This is a genomic window from Bradyrhizobium altum (assembly GCF_020889705.1).
In the GTDB taxonomy this organism is placed as follows: Bacteria; Pseudomonadota; Alphaproteobacteria; order Rhizobiales; family Xanthobacteraceae; genus Bradyrhizobium; species Bradyrhizobium altum.
This window is the reverse complement of the sequence record NZ_JACMYP010000003.1, coordinates 104,696-128,082: the sequence shown is the minus strand read 5'-3', so window position 1 is coordinate 128,082 and position 23,387 is coordinate 104,696. Positions and strand designations below refer to the sequence as shown.

The 23,387-nt window shown below is 62.7% G+C and carries 18 protein-coding genes; 7 read left to right on the top strand and 11 right to left on the bottom strand.

Features of this window, described 5'->3' with window-relative positions:
* The coding region (locus tag H8B02_RS02565) for a DUF4347 domain-containing protein (RefSeq protein WP_229164703.1) at positions 1 to 976 on the bottom strand (976 nt) is incomplete at its 3' end.
* A 90-nt stretch (positions 977 to 1,066) separates the two neighbouring features.
* Positions 1,067 to 1,471: a hypothetical protein gene (locus H8B02_RS02560; RefSeq protein ID WP_229164702.1), complete on the bottom strand. Its 405-nt coding sequence runs from the start codon at positions 1,469 to 1,471 to the stop codon at positions 1,067 to 1,069.
* Between the two features lie 440 nt (positions 1,472 to 1,911).
* Here H8B02_RS02560 and H8B02_RS48360 point away from each other — a divergent pair, with 440 nt between their 5' ends.
* The 4 genes from H8B02_RS48360 to H8B02_RS02540 all read left to right on the top strand — a co-directional run bounded on the left by H8B02_RS48360 (position 1,912) and on the right by H8B02_RS02540 (position 10,865).
* A complete protein-coding gene (locus H8B02_RS48360; RefSeq protein WP_229164701.1) occupies positions 1,912 to 6,204 on the top strand; it encodes an FkbM family methyltransferase in 4,293 nt (1,430 codons plus the stop codon).
* A 65-nt stretch (positions 6,205 to 6,269) separates the two neighbouring features.
* Positions 6,270 to 7,355, top strand: a complete 1,086-nt coding sequence (locus H8B02_RS02550; protein ID WP_229164699.1) for a tetratricopeptide repeat-containing glycosyltransferase — start codon at positions 6,270 to 6,272, stop codon at positions 7,353 to 7,355.
* Between the two features lie 11 nt (positions 7,356 to 7,366).
* The gene (locus tag H8B02_RS02545) at positions 7,367 to 8,773 is read left to right on the top strand and encodes a glycosyltransferase family protein (protein WP_229164697.1); all 1,407 of its coding nucleotides are present in this window, start codon (positions 7,367 to 7,369) and stop codon (positions 8,771 to 8,773) included.
* Between the two features lie 1,555 nt (positions 8,774 to 10,328).
* A complete protein-coding gene (locus tag H8B02_RS02540; protein WP_229164695.1) occupies positions 10,329 to 10,865 on the top strand; it encodes a LabA-like NYN domain-containing protein in 537 nt (178 codons plus the stop codon).
* A gap of 140 nt (positions 10,866 to 11,005) precedes the next feature.
* Here H8B02_RS02540 and H8B02_RS02535 read toward each other — a convergent pair whose 3' ends face one another.
* From H8B02_RS02535 to H8B02_RS02515, 5 genes are read right to left on the bottom strand one after another with little or no spacing between them, the layout of a single operon-like run.
* Complete coding sequence (locus H8B02_RS02535) at positions 11,006 to 11,776, bottom strand: SDR family NAD(P)-dependent oxidoreductase (protein ID WP_229164693.1); 771 nt, start codon at positions 11,774 to 11,776, stop codon at positions 11,006 to 11,008.
* Between the two features lie 53 nt (positions 11,777 to 11,829).
* Positions 11,830 to 12,627, bottom strand: coding sequence for an SDR family oxidoreductase (locus H8B02_RS02530; protein WP_229164692.1), 798 nt, complete (start codon positions 12,625 to 12,627; stop codon positions 11,830 to 11,832).
* Positions 12,627 to 13,133 (bottom strand): PLP-dependent aminotransferase family protein, encoded by a 507-nt coding sequence (locus H8B02_RS02525; protein WP_229164690.1) that lies wholly within the window; start codon positions 13,131 to 13,133, stop codon positions 12,627 to 12,629. The genes H8B02_RS02530 and H8B02_RS02525 overlap by 1 nt, the downstream gene beginning before the upstream one ends.
* Positions 13,121 to 14,014, bottom strand: coding sequence for an aminotransferase class III-fold pyridoxal phosphate-dependent enzyme (locus H8B02_RS02520; RefSeq protein ID WP_229164684.1), 894 nt, complete (start codon positions 14,012 to 14,014; stop codon positions 13,121 to 13,123). Before H8B02_RS02520 ends, H8B02_RS02525 begins: the two co-directional genes overlap by 13 nt.
* The gene (locus H8B02_RS02515) at positions 14,011 to 15,495 is read right to left on the bottom strand and encodes an aldehyde dehydrogenase (RefSeq protein WP_229164682.1); all 1,485 of its coding nucleotides are present in this window, start codon (positions 15,493 to 15,495) and stop codon (positions 14,011 to 14,013) included. The genes H8B02_RS02520 and H8B02_RS02515 overlap by 4 nt, the downstream gene beginning before the upstream one ends.
* A gap of 220 nt (positions 15,496 to 15,715) precedes the next feature.
* Between H8B02_RS02515 and H8B02_RS02510 the strand changes: the two genes are divergently transcribed.
* The 3 genes from H8B02_RS02510 (at position 15,716) to H8B02_RS02500 (ending at position 19,112) form a co-directional block, all read left to right on the top strand.
* The gene (locus H8B02_RS02510; protein ID WP_229164680.1) at positions 15,716 to 16,978 is read left to right on the top strand and encodes a Tm-1-like ATP-binding domain-containing protein; all 1,263 of its coding nucleotides are present in this window, start codon (positions 15,716 to 15,718) and stop codon (positions 16,976 to 16,978) included.
* Positions 16,975 to 17,640, top strand: coding sequence for an HAD family hydrolase (locus H8B02_RS02505; protein ID WP_229164678.1), 666 nt, complete (start codon positions 16,975 to 16,977; stop codon positions 17,638 to 17,640). The genes H8B02_RS02510 and H8B02_RS02505 overlap by 4 nt, the downstream gene beginning before the upstream one ends.
* Before the next feature lie 119 nt (positions 17,641 to 17,759).
* The gene (locus H8B02_RS02500; protein ID WP_229164676.1) at positions 17,760 to 19,112 is read left to right on the top strand and encodes an aminotransferase class III-fold pyridoxal phosphate-dependent enzyme; all 1,353 of its coding nucleotides are present in this window, start codon (positions 17,760 to 17,762) and stop codon (positions 19,110 to 19,112) included.
* Here the strand turns inward: H8B02_RS02500 and H8B02_RS02495 are convergent.
* From H8B02_RS02495 to H8B02_RS02480, 4 genes are all read right to left on the bottom strand, one after another.
* Complete coding sequence (locus H8B02_RS02495; RefSeq protein ID WP_229164675.1) at positions 19,098 to 19,385, bottom strand: hypothetical protein; 288 nt, start codon at positions 19,383 to 19,385, stop codon at positions 19,098 to 19,100. The two genes, H8B02_RS02500 and H8B02_RS02495, sit on opposite strands and share 15 nt — an antisense overlap.
* Positions 19,386 to 19,411: 26 nt before the next feature.
* On the bottom strand, positions 19,412 to 21,424 hold the full coding sequence (locus H8B02_RS02490; protein ID WP_229164673.1) for a copper amine oxidase: 2,013 nt from the start codon (positions 21,422 to 21,424) through the stop codon (positions 19,412 to 19,414).
* Positions 21,425 to 21,489: 65 nt separating this feature from the next.
* Complete coding sequence (locus H8B02_RS02485) at positions 21,490 to 22,518, bottom strand: branched-chain amino acid ABC transporter permease (protein ID WP_229164671.1); 1,029 nt, start codon at positions 22,516 to 22,518, stop codon at positions 21,490 to 21,492.
* Entirely contained in the window at positions 22,515 to 23,381 is an 867-nt protein-coding gene (locus H8B02_RS02480) for a branched-chain amino acid ABC transporter permease (RefSeq protein ID WP_229164669.1), read from the bottom strand. Before H8B02_RS02480 ends, H8B02_RS02485 begins: the two co-directional genes overlap by 4 nt.
* Positions 23,382 to 23,387 lie beyond the last annotated feature (6 nt).

Below are 23,387 nucleotides of genomic sequence, written 5' to 3'. Positions count from 1 at the left end.
CGGTGGCGCCGGTTGCACCTGTGGCCCCTGTTGGTCCTGTCGCGCCCGTCGTGCCGGTGGCACCGGTCGCACCTGTGGCGCCGGTTGAGCCTGTTGCGCCGGTCGGCCCCGTGTTGCTCGTCGACGAACCGCTGGTTAACTGGAATACGCCATCGTTCGCTGTATTATCCGCGGTATTGATAGTGACCGTACCATTCGCATTGACCGTAAAAGAGCCAGCCGAAATTTGGGTGTAGGTGGGCACTGAGTTGGGGCTGACGGAGTTTGGGACGAAAGCAGTTATCGAATAGGCACCTGTCGAGGGTAGGTTGATGTCAACCGAAGCTGATGTGAAGCTACCAAACCCTTTTGCGGGCAAGGAAAAGCTAGCGAAAATAGTCGTTCCTTGAGTGATGTAGTACGTCACCGGTGTTTCGGTGATACCTCCGCTGGAGAGATCGAGAGTGCCGACAAGCGTGACTTCAAGGCTAAGCACTCCGGCATAGTTTGCCTGCCCGATGTCGGTCATCGGCGGCACATTCTCCGTGCGGGCTGACACAGCCAAGTCCCATCGGCCACCGAAAGCCGCGGCCCCCACCAACCCGGACGCAGCCGAAACAAGGCTATCGCTCGCGTCCGAAAGTGCGCGCACGAATGCTGCGCCGACAGGTCCCGCCCCCGTCTCGCAGCTCCAAAGCCTCAGATCGCCATCGGCGGACAGCGCACGACCGAGCGATGCAAGTTCGCGTGCGTCGCGCGCAGCAGTTCCAACCGTCCACTCACCACTGCTAAAGCAAATTCGCCCAGGCGCACCATGCGCAACGATGTGAATCGCGTCGAGGCCTTCGATCCCCTCGAGCGCTTCGGCCATCTGCTGTGCCGCGGGCCGCCGATGATCAAGCACGAAAGCCTGAACTTCGGGTCGCAGATTCTGCAGCAGCGTGCCGAGATCCGGAACAAATGAATCAACAAAAAGAAATTCAGACTTGCCGCGCATCGGCCAGGTCCTTTCGCCAAAAACAAATGTTGGGCCGCGCGCTTGAGCGCTGGGCCCGAAAATCAAAAAAAAGCCGCCCGGCAAAAAAGCTCAGGCGGCGCGTCCGCTTGCTCCACTCGACGGTGGAGTGTCTAAATCACTTCGAACTGTAAGAAATTCTGCCGGCTTGAATTCGCCGTTGGATTGAAAAATGCCGATGTCATAAGCGCTGGACAGGCGCGCAACCTTGAGACGGATCTCGACGCCGTTAAATTGGTTCGATGCATCGGGAAGCGTGAGCTGCGATACGATCGCCTTCGTATTGCGGTCGACGATGAAATACGTGACGTTCTGGGTGGTCTGCCCGCGCGGCAAGTTCCCGGTCACCAGAATCTCGTGGAGCCCCATCGCGGCGAGGACGCCGGCGTAGGTCTCGATGCCCGCCGCCGTGATCGGCGGCCTCGCAGGCCCATGCTTCGGGGAGACCTTCGGCTTACGTACGCAATCATTCGACATGCGATACTCAATACGCTGCCTGCGATCTCCCCAGCCCCAAGTGCTGGAGTGAAATCGTCAGTGTGAAAAACACATGCGTCCAAGAAGCACCGGCAACCGCGGTGGTCCCAATTTCAAATAAGAATTCAAAACTATCGAAATAAGAAAACTACCCCGAAATGCGAGCAGCCTCCCAGAAAGCGCTCTTTTAAAGCTGATTAGAACAGAGGCCGCAAGGGATTTTTAATTAACGCGTGCGCAATCGCACTCCGCAAGAATACGGGACCGCCTCGCCGGCCGGCGCGATTCACCGTAAAGGACCTTTGCTCTCCTTATTCAGCGAATTTGGATTAATGTAAAAATATCGAGGACGCGGATGAAGATCGCTGATCCCTCTCGATCGGAGCGGCACATTTCTCCGGTCTGACGCCGGGATTGCCACAAATCATAGAGTTTGCGCAGTGTCAGACGCCAAGCGCCTTTGCCTCAATATGATCGTCAAGAACGAGACCGCAAATCTGGAGCGCTGTCTTAGTTCTGTCGCGGCTCATATCAGTTGCTGGGTGATCGGGGATACGGGTTCGACCGACGGCACGCAGGATTTCATCAAGCGCTTCTTCGCCGAACGAAAGATTCCCGGCGAGTTGCACAGTTTCCCGTTTCACAATTTCGAACAGGCTCGCAACGCGGCGCTCGATCATGCCTACGCATCGCCGCTTGATTACGACTATCTCCTGTTCGACGACGCAGACATGGAGCTGGTCGTCGAGGACGCGGATTTCCGCGGGAAGCTGACCGGCGCCGGCTATCGCCTGCGGCAGATGACATCGGGCGGCCTCAGCTATTCGAACACACGTCTGGTTCGGCGAGACGCCGGCGCACGCTATCACGGTGTCACTCACGAATACCTCGACGTGCCGGGCGGCGTGGAAGAGCTGATCGGTGTGTCGTATATCGACCATGCCAGCGGATCCAATCGCGTCGACAAATTCGAGCGCGACATCCGCCTCCTGAAAGCGGCGCTCGAAGGCGATCCGGAGAACGCCCGTTACTGGTTCTACCTCGCGCAATCCCTTCGCGACGCCGGCCGCCTCGCCGAGGCCGCCGATGCATATGCCAGGCGCGCCGGCATGGGCGGCTGGGACGAAGAAGCCTGGATGGCGCGCCTGCAACAGGCGCGCTGCCTGCGTGGCTTGGGCGACGACGCCGGATTTGTCAGCAAAGCTCTCCAGGCGTTCAACGAACGGTCACAGCGAGCGGAGCCGCTTTACGACCTCTCGAGGTTTCACCGGGAAAGAGGGCAGAACCACACGGCGGCGCTGTTCGCGGAGTTCGGGCTGACAATCGGATATCCCAGGTCGGACATCCTGTTTGTGGAGGACCATGTCTACAAAACCGGACTGCTTGAGGAGTATTCGATCGCAGCGAACTACGCCGGCGACACGGAGCGCAGGAACCGCGGCTTTGCAGCGTGCAACTATCTCGCGCTCAACCGGGACGTTGCCGACGGGCCGCGCGAACTGGCGTGGTCAAACCTGCATTTCTATGTACAGCCGGCGAACGTCGTCCTGCCCTCGTTCGCGCCGAAGCGGATCGACTTTTCCGCGCCCGACGGCTATGTCCCGCTCAATCCGTCGGTGACACGATTGGGGGACCAGATTCTTGTCGCTCAGAGGGCGGTCAATTACGCCATGACGGAAGACGGGCTCGAGTATCGGACCTCCGATGGCGAACCGATCAAGACGCGCAACTTCCTTCTTCATCTTGGCGACGATCTCTCGGTCCGTTCCAGCACCGAAGTTCTGCCTCCCAGCGACATGCCGCCACCTGCCTTTCCGGGGGTTCAAGGCTTCGAGGACATGCGATTGTTCGCCTGGCGCGACGCCCTATGGAGCATCGCCTGCGTGCGAGAGCTCACGCCCGAGGGCTGGTGCGAACAGGTGCTGGCACGGCTGCAGCAGGACGAGAGCAGGCACTATCGTCTGGTTGAATGGCGAAAGCTTGAGCCCGAAGGCCCAAAACGAGATGAAAAGAACTGGATGCCTCAGGTCGCGGATGGCGACCTAAACTTTCTGTATCTTTGCGACCCGACCCGCGTCGTGAACGCCGAAGGCAAAACGCTTCAGGAGCACCCTCCCCGCATTTCAGCGACGCGCTTTCGCGGCGGCACGCAACTGGTTCCGTTCGACGACGGTTGGCTTGCTGTCATCCACGAGGTTCAGTGGCGCCCGGCCGAACGAAGACGCTTCTACTACCACCGGTTCGTCTGGTTCAACAATTCGAACCGGATGGTGGCAGTCAGCCGCCCGTTCTATTTCAATCGAAAGGGCGTGGAATTTGCGGCCGGGCTAGCCTGGCATCCGGATCAGCAGCGGCTGCTGGTATCCTACAGCGTTGCGGACTCTGAATCGTGGATCGCCACGATCGAGGCTTACGACGTCCGTCGCATGCTGGAGCGCACGAACGAGATTTGGGACGGCCGGACCGGGCGCCGCCCATCCCTCCCGCTCGGCTCCGTCGTCGAGTCCGTTGTAAAGGGGCAGCCGGTCCGATTCTTCGTGACCAACCCGTCAGACGCGGTGATGAAGTTTCACCAGCAAGGACAGTTCTACGAGAGCGAGGAGCTCGGACTCATTGCGAGTCACTACCGAGGAACCGGGGCATTCGTCGACATTGGAGCAAACGTCGGCAATCACGCGATATACATGTCGAAGTTCACGAACGCTCCAAAGATCATCGTCTTCGAGCCCAATGATGTCGCCGTATCGATCCTCAAGGCAAACTGCAGCATGAATGGCTGCCGAAACATAGACATGAGCAATCTCGGCACCGCGCTCGGTGCGAGATGCGGCAGATTCCGCAAGGAAACGCCCGACCCTGACAATCTCGGCCACACCCGCTTCTTCGCCGATCCGCTCGGCGAGGCCGATGCAATTCCCGGCGACTCCGTACTGCTTGATGAACCGATAGAACTCATCAAGCTCGACGCTGAGGGAATGGAGTTCGAGATACTCGATGGACTGCGCGAAACGATCAAACGTTGGCGTCCGACCATCTTCATCGAGATATGGGATTCCGCGGGCGCTGCCTTCGAACACTGGTGTGCTCAATACGGATACCATACCGTCGGACAATACCAACGCTATGACGGGATCCAGAATTACCTGATTGCCCCGCTCCCGGTCGCGACGAATGACGCCGCAGAGCCACAATCAACCGAAACTTTCTTCGAGAGCCTCGCCCCATTCCTCCGCCTCGCTGATTCCACCGAAGGACGTCTCAGCTCGACTAAAGCCTTCGATGACCGGATTGCACCCCAGCTCGGAGACGAATCTGGGCCGTTGCCGCAAATCAATCTGTTCTACGAGCCAATGTCGGATCAGCACCGAACGCTGATGGCCGCGACATCGTCAATGCGCGCCGCCGGGCATGCGGTTCGCATCTGGACTTATTCGCCTGATAAGTTCGCGTTCCTTGCGGCGCGAGGGATCGACATTCGGAACGCGTCGGATGTTGTGCCCAAGGCGCTGTTCGATCGAGCGGCCACTCGGTCGGAAGTGCGATTCTTCAGCGACATATTCCGGTACGCCCTGCTTTACGAGCATGGCGGTCTTTGGATGGACTCCGACGTTATCCTGCTAAAGCCATTCCCGTTCGTCGGCGACTACTTCTTCAACCTGCAATGGCGCGGCGGACATCGCCGGCACTTCGTTTGCGGCAATGTGATCTATGCCAAGCCATTCAGCCGCCACTTGCGTACCCTGTACGAGCGTTCGGTCGACTGCTTGTACAGTAAAGAACCGATCATGTTTGGCGACATCGGGCCCAAACTGCTGTCCGACTATATCGCATCACCCGAAGGCCAGGAATTGCGTGCGAGCGTCTTCAGTCCAGTCCTCTTCAACTCGATCGATTGGACCGAGGTTAATGCCTTTCAGCGGCCGGCCAGCGAGCTCGCCAACTACCTCAACGATAACCGTGTGTTCGGGCTGCATCTCTGGACAGCCCGCAATCAGACCCGCTCAGAGGATCCCAACTCTCTGATCGCGATGCTCACGAAATCCGAGGATGGCCCACCCACATTCGCGGATCTGGCAGACCAGTTCAATACCGACAAGAACCGCCACACCGGCAACCGGCACAGCTATGCGCGGATCTACCAGCGCTTGCTGTCAAGCAGACGATTTTCGTTGCGACGGCTCATGGAGATCGGCCTTTGCAGAGGGCTTGCGGAAGGAAATCAAAGCGACGTACCGTCGGTCGCGCTTTGGCAAAGCTATTTTCCGTTCTGCCATGTTACCGGCGTCGATCTCACCGACTTCTCAGCACTCAACAACAGTAGGTTCACGTCGCATGTTTGCGATCAGTCGGACCGGGGGAAGCTGCGTGATCTGGCTGCGCGGATCGAACAAGGCTCGTTTGACGTCATCATCGATGACGGCAGCCATGCCTCGCTCGACGAACAGCAAACGTTGGTCGAACTCTTTCCCCTGTTGGCCGATGGTGGATGGTACTTCATCGAGGATCTGGACTGGCAGCCGCCCGGTGAGGACCCGGCCAAGATTACGCTCACGAAGACACTGCTGCGCGAGATAAAGCAGCACAACGAAGCCCGCTCGCCGGATCCTTTCGGCGTGGCCCGCATCGCTCACCAGTTCGCGGATATTCTCTTTTTCGAAAGTCATTATGAGTTGGCCAGGGCCAAGCTGATGGGAGGGTTGGTTGCCATCCGCAAGCGGGGGGATCCGGCTTGATAAGTGCACGTTGAACCGACGACCAGAAAAGCCCGCTTCACTTTGGCGTTCGCTGAGGAGCCCGATTGAAAGTCGCAGTCTACACGATTGCATTGAACGAGGCCGCACATGCCGAGCGCTGGGCGCACTCTGCCTTGGATGCCGACCATCGGATTGTGGCGGACACGGGTAGCAGTGATGACACGGTAGAGCGTTTGCAGCGTGCAGGCGTCATCGTTCACACGATTTCGGTCCGTCCCTGGCGTTTTGATGTCGCGCGGAACGCTGCAATGGCGCTCATTCCATCCGATGTCGATGTCTGCTGTTCCATGGATATGGATCGCTATCTCGAGCCGGGATGGCGGGAGAGGCTCGAGGCTGCGTGGTTAGCCGATACGACGGCCCTGTTCTGCCGCACGGTCTACCGGGCACATCCTGGCGATCCAGCGATCTTGCGCGGCTGGCCGACGAAGAATTTTCATCATCGTTGGGGATATCGGTTCAAGCGTCCGGTCCATGAAGCTCTCTCATACTCCGGAGCAGAAGTCACCACGGAGTGCCTCGATATCGTGATGTGCGAGGTGCAGGATCATTCGAAAGATACCCGGCAGCAATATCTGCCGCTGATGGAAGTCGCTCATCGAGAGGATCCCGACGATTCGCAGATCTGCTTTTGGCTCGGCCGGGACTATATGTGGGCGAACAGAAGCGACGAGGCGACTGCACTGCTTTCACGGTATTTGGAGCTGCCAACAAGTACGTGGGGCGAGGAACGTGCGGAGGCGATGCGCTACCTCGCACGGACTGACCCGGCCAGAAAGATCAACTGGCTCGAAAGAGCGCGACTGGAAGCCCCACACCGGCGCGAGATCTGGTTGGATTTGGCCGAACACCTTCATAGCCAGGCAGATTGGTATAATCTCTTCTGGGCCTGTGCAAACGGCATCGGAAAGACCAGCCGGACCGGGAGCTATCTCGATGATGAGCATAGCTGGGGGTTTCGACTGCACGATCTTGGCGCGATCGCCGCCTGGCATCTTAACGCGATGGACCAGGCCGTCGCATGGGGACGTGCCGCCCTCGAACTGGACCCTCACAATCAGCGGCTGATCAATAATCTGGAGTTCTTTGTAAAGAGACGAAGCGAGATGATGGCGGGGTCGCCATCGTGAGTCCCGATTGCTTGCAGGCCGGATTATTGACGTCGTTTGGCACAATCGTCTATCTCGACCCGGCGACGAGAACGCTTCGGCACGGTCCAATCGATCATGTGCCTGACAATCTGGTCCTATTGGTGCCCCAGCAGTCGACAAGCCATCAATGTCGCGCGCGCTATACGCCAGGCGCCGAGAAGGCGGAAGACTTTGGGTTTGGTCGAGACGGGCTCAAGCCGATCCTGGACAAGAGCAGCACAGCTGCGCCGCTGGAACTGATCGCTCTGGAGCGCGGGCTATTCTGCCTGAAGCTGGGCAGCACCTTTCTCTCTGCCTATCCCGACGGCGGCTTCGGCTTGGCGGAGATCTGCAGCACCTGGGAATTGTTTCTTATCTCCTCAAACCTCGCACCCGACAAATATCCCGAGACGGACTACAGGTCTGAAGGCTACGCGGTTAGAGATATTCAGGAATACATCGTTCACCCCACGATCCGGGCTCGAACCGGTGCGAAACCACCTAAGGCGAAGCTATTGGCCTTTGGCTACCCGGCCTGGTCACATGGACGGGTCTACTACGACCTGAGCAAGAATTTGTACAAGGAAGGCTACATCGTAGACATCCTGAATTGGCAGCAGAACCACGCGCAACATTTCGACGCCCTTCAATCGTACTATGACTGCTTCATTACTGCCCTGGATGGGGTCAGTGTCCTGGTTGATACGTACAAGGTGCCGTACGAGCGGATCATTGCGGTGTCTCACCACGAATTCGACATCCGCATGCTCATCGAACGGAAGGGCATCGAGGCTTTTGAAAAACTCTCCAACTATGCCGTTGTCAGCGACTATGTCTATTGCGCTTCCATGATGAGTGGCATTTCCAGGCCACCCATGGTGGCCTCTCTAGGCATCGACTACGAAACATTCCACTCCCCAATAGCTCAGCATTTGGACGCGGTCGGCTATGCATCTTCCATGGCGACAAAGACTTACGGTGTCGAATGGAAGAGAGGAGCGCTCGCTCAATCGGCCGCGGCTGCCGCCGGGCTACCGTTCAAAGTCGCCGGCTCGACAGCGAAGCAAACATCATTTCATGACATGCCGGAGTTCTACCGGTCTGTCGGCGCCATTATAACAAGCTCGATCAGCGAAGCTGCACAGTTACCGGTCATGGAGGGAGCAGCCGCAGGCCGCCTGGTCATCGGAACGCCAGTCGGTCATTTCCCGCAGAAAGCCTGTCAGGGCGGGGGCATCCTTGCACCCGTTCAAGCCGACAGGTTTGTGTCTTTCACCGCTGCGACCTTGAAGTTCTACAAAGAGAACCCCTCAGCCTACGTCGAGAAGTGCCACTCGATCCAAGAGGCCGCAAGAAAGTTCGATTGGCAATTCTCGATACAAGATTGGGTTGACCTGATTGAGGGTCGAAGAATGTGAACGCCCAGCCCTGCCGTTTGGGGCGCTCCTCAATCGCACAATGTTGATGGCGATCGACCGCTCGGTCTACGAAGCGAGGGCCATCGGGACTTCGCGCCGTGTCAAAAGCAGATCGCAGAATCCCCTCCGAGCCGCCCGCAACTCTCCGGGTTCGATTGTCGCCACTGCGCGACCGCCAGCGACGGCCTGCTCGCGTCGGCCGGCGCTGCCGATTGCCTGCTGCGCTCTTCATCGAGGGGCTGCGAATGAAGCTTCTGGATCTGCACGTTTCGCTCGAGCGGGGACATTGTCCTGGCCTAGACCTGCCCGGCCAGTACCTTGCGCAGGGCATTCTCCCGATCGAGCAATTCGGGAAACGGCAACTGCGGCCGTACGAGCTCCGTCGCCTTGATCACGCAGGACGCCCTCGCCTACGCCTGTGCGATCTGATCCGGAAAGGCACTGCGGCAATCCGCGAGCGCGCCGTTCGGGCTAACTGGCGCCAGGTTGACCGGGCTCGGCTGCGCCTCCTTGTCGATGGTCGGGCGGGCTACCCCCGCAACAGCAGGAAGCAGAGCGGGAGAACGACGAGGCATCGCGCTCGCTTCGACCGAGTCGCGCCACCCGGCGGCCGAGCAAGCATCCCGAAAGTCCGGCCAACACCCTGCCCGTGGAGCTGCCGGCCGGCGCCAATGTCGGGATGTCAACGCTGGCTTCCGCCCACCGCGTGGCCAAACTGAGCGATCGGTCAAAGTCGATCATCGGCGTTTTGCGGGGGCAGCGTCACAGCGCCTAACCAAACCAGGGTCTCAGCTGATAAGAGATCAGCGTCGTCGAAGACGTCGTATCCACAGGTAGCAAGAAATCCCACTGATCCTCAACATTGGGCGATTGGTCGACCACGACCCGCTCGCTATCGGCGAGCGCTGGAGAGGGTCCGCGAGCGCTCGCTGGTACGAGCAAGCTATGCACAGTTAAGGGCAGCAAATTCATTCGCTTTCATCTGGCCAGTAGGTATCGACAAAGCCCGCATTGCAAAAAAGTAGTATCTCGAAATATCGCGCCAGCAGCAAAACGCGGCGGTACTCTGGATTGAATTTTCGATGTAATTTCGTTGGTCACGTAACCCTGTGCGCGACGACCCGTTACGACCGCTGCGCCGCATTGTTGCCTACGGACGCTTTCGCCGACGAAGCGAGGGTTGTTGTTCCGAGGGCCGACGGACATCCGAATTGGAGATAAGTACACCCGGTCATTGCAACCGATGCCATCAAAGCGCCATAGCGGGCAATTCTCTTGTTAGCTGAACGTGTGTGTACGTCGGGGGCCGGCCAGCATCACCGTTCAACGTGCACTGGTCCGTCTGCACTCGGACTCGGCGTGGCTTAGGCACCTTTATCAATAAGCGCACGATCAGCGTGGTGATCGCGCCGCTCAATTTGTGCTTTTTCCCGACCGAGTCCTTGCCTTAGGATGAGTGATTTAAGCGAAGACATTAGGTGGCGCCGCGATGCGCTCAAGAAATTCTTAGAACGAAAAGCAAGAAGGCGACTGATCCGGCGTCATGGGGCTTCAGATGACCGATCGTATTGCACTTTTCATCGATGGTGCGAATTTGCACACGACGGTCAAGAACCTCGGCTTTGAAGTCGACTTCCGGCGATTGCTCTCGGAGTTCGGCAAGCATGGGCAAATCGTCCGTGCCTATTTCTACACGGTCGTGAGGGACGACGACGAATTCAGCAGCCTTCGGCCGCTGGTGGACTGGCTCGATTACAACGGATATGCGGTGAGGAGAAAGGCCGCCAAGCAGCACGACGACGGCGAGGGACGGCGACGAATGAAGCGCAGCATCGGCATCGACCTCGCGGTCGACGCAATGGAGATCGCGCACCGCATCGACCATGCGTTCGTGTTCTCCGGCGATGGTGACCTGCGAGCCGTTGTCGACGCCGTCAGGCGGATGGGCGTGCGTGTCACCGTCGTTTCCAGCATCCGAACGAAGCCTCCGATGATCGCCGATGAGCTTCGCAGACACGCCGATGCCTTCGTTGAACTCGAGAGCCTCAGGTCATCGATCGAGCGTCCAGCGCATCCGATCGCGCCGGAGTGACGTTGCGGCCGCCTGCCCACGTCGCCGGCGGAGATCGGCTGGAGACGCGAGCGCGGCACGATCCAGGGCGTTTGAACAAGTCAGTCGTCATTGCCGCGGCCGCTTCTCGTGCCACGTTCCGATTGCTTCGAAACGAGGCCCTACACGGCGCGATTTTGCGTCGGCGAGCGGCCGCCGCCATCGGCGACCAGCACTGCTCCGGTCACGAAGGACGCCTCGTCGGAAGCGAGGAACAGGCAGCATGCCGCGATCTCGGCGGGCTCGGCCATCCGTCCCAAAGCGATCCGCCGCTCGACACCGCGAAACTCGGTCTCGGCGGTGGTGCCATTCTGGTCCGCGAGCAGCTGCATTTCATAGGCGCTCATCGGCGTCCGCACCCAGCCGGGCGCCACGGCATTGGCGCGAACGCCGTCGGCGCCGTGGGCATAGGCCAGCGAACGCGTATAGGCGACGACGGCCGCCTTGCTGGCGGCGTAGCTTGCGCTGTCCGGGCTGGCATTGAACGCGGCAACCGAGGCGATGTTGACGATCGCGCCGCCACGCTGCTGGAGCAGCGGCAGGGATGCCCGGCAGACCCGCATGGTCCCCGTGAGGTTGACATCGAGCGTCCTGGCCCAGACCTCGTCGGAGATGCTCGCTGGCTGATCCGGCACGATCAGGCCGGCGGCGTTGACGACGATATCGAGCCACGCGCCGCAGGCGGCGACGGCGTTGGCAATGTCGTCCGGACGCGTGACGTCGCCATGGACCGCCTGCCCGCCGCACTCCGCCGCGGCTGCTTGCAACTCAGCCTCACCGAGGCCGAACAGCACGACGCGCGCGCCGCTCAATGCCAGCAGTGAAGCCGTGGCCCGGCCGATCCCCGTGGCTGCGCCTGTCACCAGCGCGGTCTTTCCGTCCAGCCGCGGCATCAGGGCATGATCCGGAAAAATGGAAACCGGTCTTCCGAAAGGATCATGCTCATCTAGAGCCCCCACTGCCGTTCGACGGCAAATCCGGTCTCCGGCAGCGTCGAGCCGCCGTCGACGACGATGGTCTGCCCGGTGACATATTTGGCCTCAGTGGAGGTGAGATAGAGCATCGCGCAGGCGATGTCGTCCGCGCTCCCCATATGCCCCATCGGAATGAAGCGTTCGAGTTTCGCCTTGTTCTCCGGCGCGCTCATGGTGCCGCGGCCCGGCTTCTCGATGAAGCCGGCTTCGACGCCGTTGACCGTGATGCCGTCGCGCGCGAGCTCGAAGGCGGCGCCGCGGATGAACGCGTTGACGCCGGCCTTCGCCGCCGAGTAATGCGCGCCGCCACCCATCGCGACGCGCGCCGAGACCGAGGACGTCACGAGAATGCGTCCGAACCGGTTGGCGCGCATATGCGGAATCGCAGCCTGTGCGAGCCAGATGCTGGCGTTGAGGTTCAGCGCCAGCGTATCGTCAAGCTTGACTTCGTCGAGCTCGTCAAGCGAGGCCCACGGACAACCGCCGGCATTGTGCACGACGATATCGAGCCGGCCGAACTTGGCGGCGACATCGTCAATCATCGCACGCAAGCTGCTGCGATCGAGCCTGTCAAACGGCACGCAATGCGCGGTTCGTCCGTCGTCGGCGAGTTCGCGCGCCAGCGCCTCGGCCACATCGAGCGTCCGGTTGGCGATCACCACGGTCGCACCCGCCTGCGCAAGGCGCCGGACAATGGCCGCACCGATCCCGCGGCCGCCGCCGGTGATGATGGCGACCCGGCCGTCGAGATTGAACGGAAGCGCCTGCATCAGATTGCTCCCGCGCCGCGCAGCAGATCGATGAACTGCGCGAACACCACCGTGTGCTTGTCGACGTCCCGCCCCGACGTCGCCGGACACATCAGCAGCATGGTGTGGAACGGCGTCACCAGAATGCCCTCGTTCATGTAGAACGCATGCAGCAAGGTCTCGAGATCGGGCTGCCGGCCGGCAATGACGTCGGCGCCGCTGCGTGGCGGCCGTGGCATGAACATGATCTCGGCACGCGCGCCGATCTGGGTGACGTGCCAGGGCAGCCCGGCCGCCTCGATCAGCCGGCGCGCCTCCTGCGCGAGCCAGGTCGCGGTTCCGATCATCCGTTCGTAATTCGCTGAGGTCAGGACCTTCTCCAGCACCGCGCGCATGGTCGCGACCGTCAGCGCGTTGCCGGCGAGCGTGCCGCCGAATCCAAGATGCGCCGACTGCCGCTCGCGCGGATTGACATGGGGGACGAGTTTCCAGAGCCGCTCGGCAACCTCCTCGCTCAGACCGAACACGCCGGCGGGGATGCCGCCCGCGATCGCCTTGCCGGCGACGAAGATGTCGGCTCGAGCCCGTGGCTCTCCGTGTAGCCGCCCGGCCCGCACGACAGCGTATGGGTCTCGTCGATGATGAGCACGGTACCGGCGCGGCGGGTCAGGTCGCGCAGGGCCTGGTGGAAACCAGGGTCGACCGGGATCATGCCGAAATTCGTCATCAGCGGCTCGGTCAGCACGCAGGCGACGTCGCCCTGCGCCAGCGCCGCCTCGAGCGCGGTGACATCGTTGAACTCGACCACCCGGCTCACGGCGTCATGATCGATGCCGTTGGGATGGATCATGTTGCGCAAGCCGACGCGGCCGTCGCGGATCTCGACATGGGCCTCCTCGACGCCGCCATGATAGCAGCCGGAGAACACCAGCACCTTGCGCCGGCCGGTGATCATGCGCGAGATGCGGATCGCGGCGCGGTTGGCATCGGTCGCCGACGTCGTCAAGGTCCAGTATTTCGCACCGAACCGGCGCGACAGCTCGGCGCCGACCCAAAGGCTGTCCTCCGTCGGCAGCATCATGGTCGCGCCACGCTTGAGCTGAGCCAGCGCGGCTTCCGTCACCGCCTCGGGCGCGTGGCCGCACATGCCGCCGGTGTCGCCGAGGCAGAAATCGATATAGTCGCGGCCGTCGATATCCCGGATATGCGCGCCGTGCGCCTCATCGGCATAGATCGGAAAACCGCCGGCCCAGCGCCGCATCCAGTGCGACGGACCGCCATAGAGGTAGTGCTGCCGGCCTTGCTGCCAGGCCGCCGCCGATCGCGGATGCAGCGCCCGGAAGCGCTCCTGCTCGGCATCGAGCAAGCGGTTCAGAACGCCTGCGCGCTCAGTAGTTGCTGATGTCATAGCGCGATCCAGGCGGTCTTGAGGTCGGTATAGGCGTCGAGGGCGTGGAGCGACTTGTCGCGTCCGAAGCCGGATTGCTTGAAGCCGCCGAGCGGCACCGTGATGTCGGCGCCACCATAGGCGTTGACGTGCACGACGCCGGCCTTGATGGCGCGCACCATGCGATGCGCCGTTGACAGACTTCCGGTCCACACCGCCGATGCGAGTCCATAGGGCGTCGCGTTGGCAAGTGTCGTGGCATCTTGCTCGCCATCGAACCGCGTGACCGACAGTACCGGACCGAACACCTCCTCGCGCCAAACCTCCATCGATGGCGTCACCTCCGTGAGGATCGCGGGCGCCATGAAGTTGCCGCCGCTCTCGACGCGGATTTGCTCGCCGCCGATCAACCGCTTTGCGCCCTGCGCTTCCGCGCGGGCAACCGCGTCAAGATTTTTGCGCAACTGCACCTGGCTCGAGATGGCGCCGATATCCGACGTCAAATCGAGGGGATCACCGACCCTGAGCTTTGCCGTGGCGTCAAGCAGCTCATCCATGAAGCGATCATAGATCGCGGACTGCACCAGCAGCCGCGAGCCCGCCACGCAGACCTGGCCCGAATTCCTGAAGATGCCATTCGCGGACACCTTGGCCGCATGCTTGATGTCGGGCACATCGGCGCAAACGATGTTGGGCGACTTGCCGCCAAGCTCGAGATGGACACGCTTCAGGTTCGATCGCGCCGAACATTCCAGCAGGCGGCGGCCAACCGCGCCCGAGCCGGTGAAGGCAAGCACATCGACATCCATATGCAGCGCGAGCGCCTCGCCGGCCGATGCGCCGCGGCCGGTGACGACGTTGAGCACGCCGTCCGGCAGGCCTGCCTCGGTCGCAAGCTCGGCCAGCCGCAGCAGCGTGAGCGACGCCAGCTCCGGCGGCTTGACCACGACCGAGTTTCCGGCGGCGAGCGCGGGACCGATCTTCCACGCTCCGATCATCAGCGGGAAATTCCACGGCACGATGACGCCGACGACACCGAGCGGCTCGCGATGCACGAGCCCGAGCACGTCACCCGAGGTCGGCGCGATCTCGCCATACACCTTGTCGATCGCCTCGGCGTAGTACCTGACGGCGCCGGCCGCCGACAGCGGTTCGGCCTTGTAGGCCATGCCGATCTCGGTGCCGTTGTCGCGCACACCGAGCACCGCGATCTCGAGCGCGTGCTGCTCGATCAGATCGGCGAACCGCAGCAGCACCTTCTTGCGCTGCGCCGGCGCCGCACGCGACCAGCTTCCCTGCTCGAAAACCTGCCGCGCCCGCTTCACCGCAAGGTCGATATCGGCCGCATCGCCGTCTGCAATCGTCGTCAGCACCTGGCCGTCGATCGGCGACACCACATCGAGCCGCGCCTCGCCAAACGGCCGCGCCGGCCGGCCGCCGATGAAGAGCTGCTGGGCCGGAATGGCGGCCGAGCGTAACAGATCGATCTGGGCTTGCTGCATGCGGGATCATCATGACGGTGACAAAAGCAGCGGCTCCGGACCGGGACCGCTGGCATGGCGCAATCCTCGCCAAATCAAGGCTTTGGCAGCAATCAACCGATAGGTGGATGTCGCCGCGGCCAGCGCCCTCATAGCGTGCTCGCACGATGGCCGAACGCCCTGCCCGCTGGGTGCAAACCAACTCGTCCACATCCCTCACGCCGCCGGCGAGCAGAAGGTCATGCCCGAGATCACGCAGCCCCGTATTCTTCTGATCGGCACTGGAGACACCAAGGCCGACGAACTGCTGTTCATGAGCGCGTGCATCGCGCGCGCCGGCGGCAGCACGATCATGATGGACATCAGCGTGCTCGGCGATCCGCCGTATCAACCCGCACATGACAAGCACGCGGTGGCATCCGCTGCGGAGACCACGATCGCGGCGATCGCATCCAGCGGCGACGAAAACTCGGCGATGTCCCTGATGGCGATTGGCGCCGCAAATCTAGCGCGCGAACTCGCGGCGCGCGATGCCATCGACGGCGTAATTGCGATCGGCGGCACGATGGGAACCGACCTCGCGCTCGACGTCGCGCAGGCGCTGCCGCTCGGCCTGCCGAAGCTGATCGTCTCGACCGTCGCCTTCTCGCATCTGATCCCGCCCGAGCGCGTCGCCGCCGATCTGATGATGATCCTGTGGGCCGGCGGCCTCTATGGCCTCAACGGCACCTGCACCGCCGTGCTGTCGCAAGCCTGCGGCGCGATCGTCGGCGCGGCGAAGAGCGCCATCAAGCCGAGCCGGGACCGGCCGGTCGTTGCGATCACCTCGCTCGGCAAGAGCTGCCTGCGCTACATGGTGGAGCTCAAGCCGCAGCTCGAGCAGCGCGGCTACGAGGTGGTTGTCTTCCACACCACAGGCATGGGTGGCCGTGCCATGGAGTCGATCGCCGCCCAAGGCGGCTTTGCCGCGGTGCTGGACCTCAGCCTGCAGGAGGTCGCCAATCAGCTCACCGGCTCGGTGGTCAATTCAGGCGCCGACCGGCTGGAGAATGCGGGCAGAGCCGGCATTCCGCAGATCGTCGCCCCCGGGGCGGTCGACATGGTCGACTTCCCGGCATGGCTTGGGATTCCGAACGAGCTGTCGGATCGGCCGTTCCACGCACACAACCGGCTGCTCGCGTCGGCGACATCGGGAGCCGCCGATCGCCGCCGGATCGCATACGCGATTGCGGAGAAGCTGGCCGGCGCCAGCGCACCCGTCGCCTTTGTGCTGCCGGCCGGCGGCATCCAGCAATGGGACCGCGAAGGCGAAGCCCTGCACGATCCCGACGCCCTCGCCGCCTTTGTCGACGCGATGCGGTCGGCGGTCCGGCCGCCGGTCGAGTTGCACGAGATCAGGGATCACATCAACAGCGCGACATTCAATGAAACGGTGCTCGGTATCTTCGACCGATGGGTCGCAGCCGGCATTGTCCGCCCCGGCCGCGCGACGGTTGCCGCATGACGAGGCCGCTCGCCCAGGCGCTGGTGCTCGATTTCGGCGGTGTCATCTCGAAGACCCTGTTCGAGACCCATGACCTGACCGAGCGCGCCCTCGGGCTCGCACCGTGCACGCTGAAATGGCTCGGACCATTTGCCCCTGACAGCGATCCGCTTTGGGCTGCGATGCAGCGCGGCGAGATTTCGGAACGCGACTACTGGCTGACCCGCAGCAGCGAGGTCGGGCGCATGGTCGGCGAAGACTGGCGCGACATGGAGACCTTCGTGAAACGCGCGCGCGGCGCCGATCCCGACACCGTGATCCGCCCCGAGGCGGTGCGCGCGATCACCCTCGCCGCCGACGCCGGCTTCCGGCTTGCGATCCTCTCGAACGAACTCGACCTATTCTACGGTGCGGATTTCCGCACCCGCCTCTCCATCCTGAAGCGCTTCGACACCATCGTCGACGCGACCCATACCGGGATCCTGAAACCCGATCGGCGCGCCTATCAAAGCGTGCTGGACGAATTGGCGCTGGAAGCAGAAGATTGCGTCTTCGTCGACGACCAGCGCCGCAACATCACCGGCGCTGCCGCGTGCAACATGCGCACGGTGCTGTTTGACGTGCGCAGCCCGGCCGCGTCCTACATCGAGGCGCTGCGGCACCTCGGGCTGCAATTCGACTAAAGCGTTTTCGAGCGAAGTGGGTACCGGTTCGCGTGAAGAAAACGCGTCAAAACTAGAATCTGGAGCCCCGTTCCGATTCCATCGGAACGGAAAAGGCTCCAGCCGGACAGAGAGCGATCATGCGCGACAGAAACTTCCTGGTTGAGAACAACGCCAAGCCGATCTGGCACCCGATGGCTCATCCCGCCGAGATGCGGGCGCAGCCGCCGCGGATCGTGATGAAGGGCGAAGGCGTCCACGTCACCGACATCGACGGCAACACCGTGATCGATGCGGTCGGCGGCCTGTGGAACGTCAACCTCGGCTACAGCTGCGATCCGATCAAGCAAGCGATCGCGGACCAGCTCAGCGCGCTGCCGTATTATTCAGGCTTCCGCGGCACCTCGAGCGGCCCCTCGATCGAGCTCGCCTACGAGCTCACCGAATGGTTCAAGCCGGAAGGCATGGTTCGCGCCTTCTTCACGTCGGGCGGATCGGACTCGGTCGAGACCGCGCTGCGGCTTGCGCGGCAATACTGGAAGATCAAGGGCCAGGCTGACCGCACCAAGTTCCTGGCGCTGAAAAAGGGCTATCACGGCACCCATTTCGGCGGCGCGTCCGTCAACGGCAACGCCAATTTCCGCCGCAACTATGAGCCGATGCTGCCCGGCGTATTCCATATCCCGGCGCCGTCGACCTATCGCAATCCCTTCAACGAGACCGATCCTGCCAGGCTCGCGCAGCTGTGCGCGGCGGCGATGGAGGAGGAGATCGCGTTCCAGGGCGCCGATACCATCGCGGCCTTCATCATGGAGCCGGTGTTAGGGGCCGGCGGCGTGATCGTGCCGCCGGACAGCTTCATGAAGCTGGCGCGCGAGATCTGCGACCGGCACGGCATCCTGATGATCGCCGACGAGGTCGTCACCGGGTTCGGACGCACCGGCGCGTGGTCGGGTTCGCGTCTGTGGGGCGCCAAGCCCGACATGATGACGATGGCCAAGGCGATCACCTCGGGCTATTTCCCGCTCGGCGCGACGCTGATCGGAGAGCAGGTCGCGGAAACCTTCGAGACTGACACGACCACGTTCGGCTCGATCGGCCATGGCTACACCTATTCGGGCCATCCGGTCGGCTGCGCCGCGGGCCTTGCGGCGCTGGCCGAGACCCGCCGCCTCAAGCTCGACGAGAATGCGGCCGCACGCGGAAAGGACCTCGCGCAGGCGCTGGCCGCGCTCAAGGCCAAGCATCCGCTGGTCGGCGACGTCAGGGGCAAGGGCCTGATGGCCGCGCTCGAGCTGGTCGCCGATCGCGACAGCAAGAAGCCCGCCGACAAGAAGATCATGGCGAAGGTTGCCGATGCCGCCTACGAGGCCGGCGTGATGCTGCGCGTCTCGGGCAACAACCTGATCCTGTCCCCGCCCCTGATCCTCACCGCATTGGATGTGAAGGCGATCGCCGAGGGGATCGACGCCGGCCTCTCAGCGGCCGGCTGACAGCGCACTGACACACGCCATGGCGCGCTCGAACGGCGCGCCATCCGCCTTGTCGCGGTCGAGGCAATCGGCCAGCGATGCTGCAGACATTCTCTGATCGGTGCAGAATATCCGCATGAAGTCGGCCGCGAGCGCGACCTTCCGCGGCGCGGATTGGCGCTCCCAGTCGCCGCTGCTCAAATAGAGTAAGGACGCATCGTCAGCACCGCTTTCGGCCGCCGCGCCCCACGCGACCGGCTGCGCCGCCAACAACGCCAGCAGCGCGCCGGCCACCGCTCCCGTGCGATGCACGCGGCCCCTCATTTGGTGTCCCTGGCATTCACCATCGGCGGCACGTCGAGCGCGGGATTGCGATCGAAGAAGTTGAACGGACGGAGCCGGAAGCCGTGCCAAAGGCCCGGCATGACCGGCCAATCCTCTGCGCGCGGCACGTGGCGGAAGCCGACGGTGTACCACAGCACGAGGTCGCGATCCTCGATCGGCCGTTTCGCGGCGGTCCATTTCGGCAAGCCATCGACCTCAGGATTCTCGTTCGGGTACATGCCTGCGGCATATCTCTCATCCTTGGCATAGGCCGAGGTCCACAGCGTGTAGGCGCTGAAGCCGGCGCGGAGCTGGATCGGATCGTCCTTGGCGAGCAATGAGACGTCGGAGTGGCCGGGCATCAGCTGATAACTGGTGCGATAGCCGCGGCTGTTGGTCTTGCCCGTACTTTCGATCCTGAACTGCGCCGCGCTCAGCGGCGTCGTGATCGGTCCTTCGGTCGTGACCGGTTTCGTTTCGACCTGCCACAGGCTCTTGCGCTGGCCCTCATCCAGCCGGCGGACGCTGAAGCGGTCCTCGACCAGTCGGTTCGAAGCGCCGTCGACGTCCATGTCGATCCGGAACGTCATGTAGTGATCGTGATTGACGGCAAGCAGCCGCTCGTCGACCAGCGTCCCGTAGGCCGTGTCCTGCGCGGCCGTCGGATCGCTCAGTGCCCGGCTCGCGACGCCCTTGGTCGCATCGATGCCGTAGGCGCCGAGCCGCACGTCGATATTGCCGGCGCGGTCGAACACGTAGTCCACCAGATAGTCGTAATTACCGACCACCGGCGCCATCCGCACCACCAGCTCGTTGTTCGGCCGCACCTCGGCGGTGTTGTTGATGAGTTCGCTGTGGCGCCAGATCGGATCGCCGGTCGGGCGCTCGAAGATGCAGACCGCGCCCTTGGAGACGACCGGATTGCCTTTGGTGTCCGAGATCGTCAGATCGAGGAAATGCGCGCCTTCGGGGCAATCGATGCCGCGCTGCAATTCACTGGAGAGCACGCCAAAGCCATATTCGCCGATATCCATATAGGCGCGGAACGACCAGGTCGGCGAAGGATCCATATAGGGCACGAACATCTCGCTCGCCGAGATCTGGTAGGCGATGTCGCGCAACGTGCCGTGGTCGTCGTAGCGGATCAGCGACAGCACCGCGCCGACGCGCGGCTCGAGCCGGACATGGAACGACCAATTGTCCCAGTGGACCTGGCCGCCCTCCACCTTCACATTGCTGCCTTCTGGCGCCGTGATCTCGATCGGCTTCGGCGGCTTGCGGTATTTTCCGGAATCGGCATAGGCGTGCGATGGCGTCTGCGGCGGTGGCGGCACCACACCGAGATCGGTCACCGACAGCACCGTTCTGCTTTTGAGATCGACCTGGGCGACCAGGTTCTCGATCGGCTTGCCCCAGAGGTTGTTGGCGGCGCCCGTGGTGTCGACACAGGGCACGTTGAGCAGGCGGCGGCCCTTCAGGGCCGGGTCGCTCACCGGACCGACCGTCAGCGGCAGGCACAGCACATTATGGAAATCGGTGATGCCGCGCTTGGCCATCGCGGCGATCCAGCGCGGGTCCTGCTTCGGCAGATCACCGGCGGACATCAGCTCGTCGATGGTCAGCGCGGCCTCATGATCCCTGACCTCGTCCCAGCCAAGCAGGCTGCGCGCGGCGAGATCGATATGCGCTTCGTAGAGATGCCCGCCGCTCAGCAGCGTCGCGTTCGCCCGCCGCGCGAAGGGTTGTCCGGGCTTCCACGCCCGCACCTCGTCCTTGGGGTCCTCGTCGACCGTCATGGAGACGACCCGCGCCGCATCGTCGAGCTTGCCGGCGCCGCGGAGAATCTCGGAGACCGAACGGATTTCGTCCGTTGTTAGCCCATCCATCGGGTGCGTTGCGGCCGCCTGCGGCCACATCCTGCGCTCGGCCTGCGCCGGCAGCGGCACCGCCAAGGTCGCCGCAACCAGGCCGGCTAATGCCCATCCGCCATGCCGGAATACCAGAGCCATCACGACCTCCACTCAAAACCAGAACTGTCAGAATACAAGCAATGATGACGGCGTGAAGGCCCGCCTCATCCGGTAACCCGTTCCGATGCGCCCGGCAGGATGGTGGCCGCGGCCGGCCGTGGCGCGGCGCGGTGGACATCGAGCAGCCGTACGCCGAGGCGATCGCGCAACGCCGGCCAGATGCCGCGCGGCGCCACGATCATCACAACGACGGCAATGATGCCGAGCCCAACCAGATACCAGCCGCCGGACAGGCCGAGCGGCCCGGTCATCAATTCGCGCAGGCCGAAGAAGATGATGACGCCCAGGATCGGGCCTTCCAGCGTTCCGATGCCGCCGATGATCACGATGAACATCATGTAGACGGACCAGTTGACATCGAATGCCGCCAGCGGCGCGATGAACAGATTGCCCATGAAGCTCAGCGCACCCGCAAGCCCGCATCCAGCCGCGGACAGCACGAAGGCGATGAAGCGATTATGCCGGACGTCGACCCCGACGCTCATCGCGGCGAGATCATTGTCGCGCACGCTCATCAGCCCGAGCCCGAAGCTCGAGGTCATCATCTTGTACAGCGCCGCGATGGTGACGAGCGTCAGGCCGCCCGCGAGCCAGAACATGGTCGGCTCGAACCAGTCGAAATCGATCAGCTTGCTGGTGGCGAGCGGCACGCCCGACGTGCCGCCGACCGCCTGCGATTTCATCGTGAAGGCGCCGATGATCTCGGCGAACACCCACATCGCGATCGAGAAATAGGCGTCGCGCAAACGAAACAGCGGAAAGGCGATGATCGCCGCGACGGCGGCGGCCACCAGCGGCGCCACCGGCAGCACCCAGATCGGGGTCACCTCGAGCCAGCCGGAGGTGAGGAACAGCGCATAGGCGCCGAAGGCGATGAAGACCTGATGGCCGAGCGAGACCAGCCCGGCATAGCCCGCCAGCAGGTTCCACATCTGCGCCATCGTCAGCAGCAGCAGGCATTCGGTCGCGAGCCGCAGGATGCCTTCATTCAGCACGAAGGGTGCGCCGGCGATGATCGCGACCAGCACGATGGCACAGGCGAGGAGAATTGTCCGTGTCGGCATCAGCGTCATACCCTGCTCGACACGAGACCCGACGGGCGGATCAACAGCATGATGAAGAACAACAGATGCGCATAGAGCAGCCCCGCATTCGGATCGATCTTCAACCCGATCAATTGCGCCATGCCGAGCGCGATGCCGCCGAGCAGCGCGCCCCAGAACGAGCCGAGCCCGCCGAGCACCACGACCTCGAAGGCGATCAAGAGCCGCTCGGCGCCCGAGAACGGCGTGAAGCCCGATCGCACCGCAAGCAGCACGCCGCCGATCGCGCCGAGCGCGAGCGACAGGCCCATGACATAATTGTAGACCCGGTCCGGCTTGACCCCGGACAGCCGGACGATGTCGCGGCGGTCGGCGGTGGCGCGCACGATCCGGCCGAACTCGGTGTGGCGCAGCACGAGCTGCAGCGCCATGAACAGCAGCGCGGCGAGCACCAGCGTGAGCAGCGGCATGATGCCGATGTTGAGGCCGGCGATCTCGAGGCTGGCGCGCGACAGTTCGCCGACCTGGAGGCTGCGCACGTCGGCGCCGAATATTTCGACCATGACGTTACGCAGGATCACCGAGACGCCGAAGGTCAGCAGCAACGGCGACAGCGGATCGGGCGACGTCACGACACGATTGACGATAGCCGCCTGATAGAGCCAGCCGACCGCAAACGACAGCGCGATCACCGGGATCAGCATCAGCAGCGGCGACACCTGCGGAAACAGGTTGGAAAGCAGCACGGCGCAGAACGCGCTCAGCACCATGAATTCGCCATGCGCAATGTTGACGACGCGCATCACGCCGAACACCAGGGCGAGCCCGATGCCGAGCAGGCCGTAGAGCCCGCCCAGCAGGGCTCCGTTGATCAATGTCTCAACCCAGATCATATCGTG

Coding starts and splice junctions, on each gene's coding strand:
- H8B02_RS02560 (WP_229164702.1), bottom strand. CDS start 1,471: ATGTCGAATGATTGCGTACGTAAGCCGAAGGTCTCCCCGAAGCATGGG.
- H8B02_RS02540 (WP_229164695.1), top strand. CDS start 10,329: ATGACCGATCGTATTGCACTTTTCATCGATGGTGCGAATTTGCACACG.
- H8B02_RS02535 (WP_229164693.1), bottom strand. CDS start 11,776: ATGCCGCGGCTGGACGGAAAGACCGCGCTGGTGACAGGCGCAGCCACG.
- H8B02_RS02530 (WP_229164692.1), bottom strand. CDS start 12,627: ATGCAGGCGCTTCCGTTCAATCTCGACGGCCGGGTCGCCATCATCACC.
- H8B02_RS02520 (WP_229164684.1), bottom strand. CDS start 14,014: ATGACATCAGCAACTACTGAGCGCGCAGGCGTTCTGAACCGCTTGCTC.
- H8B02_RS02515 (WP_229164682.1), bottom strand. CDS start 15,495: ATGCAGCAAGCCCAGATCGATCTGTTACGCTCGGCCGCCATTCCGGCC.
- H8B02_RS02510 (WP_229164680.1), top strand. CDS start 15,716: ATGCCCGAGATCACGCAGCCCCGTATTCTTCTGATCGGCACTGGAGAC.
- H8B02_RS02505 (WP_229164678.1), top strand. CDS start 16,975: ATGACGAGGCCGCTCGCCCAGGCGCTGGTGCTCGATTTCGGCGGTGTC.
- H8B02_RS02500 (WP_229164676.1), top strand. CDS start 17,760: ATGCGCGACAGAAACTTCCTGGTTGAGAACAACGCCAAGCCGATCTGG.
- H8B02_RS02490 (WP_229164673.1), bottom strand. CDS start 21,424: ATGGCTCTGGTATTCCGGCATGGCGGATGGGCATTAGCCGGCCTGGTT.
- H8B02_RS02485 (WP_229164671.1), bottom strand. CDS start 22,518: ATGACGCTGATGCCGACACGGACAATTCTCCTCGCCTGTGCCATCGTG.
- H8B02_RS02480 (WP_229164669.1), bottom strand. CDS start 23,381: ATGATCTGGGTTGAGACATTGATCAACGGAGCCCTGCTGGGCGGGCTC.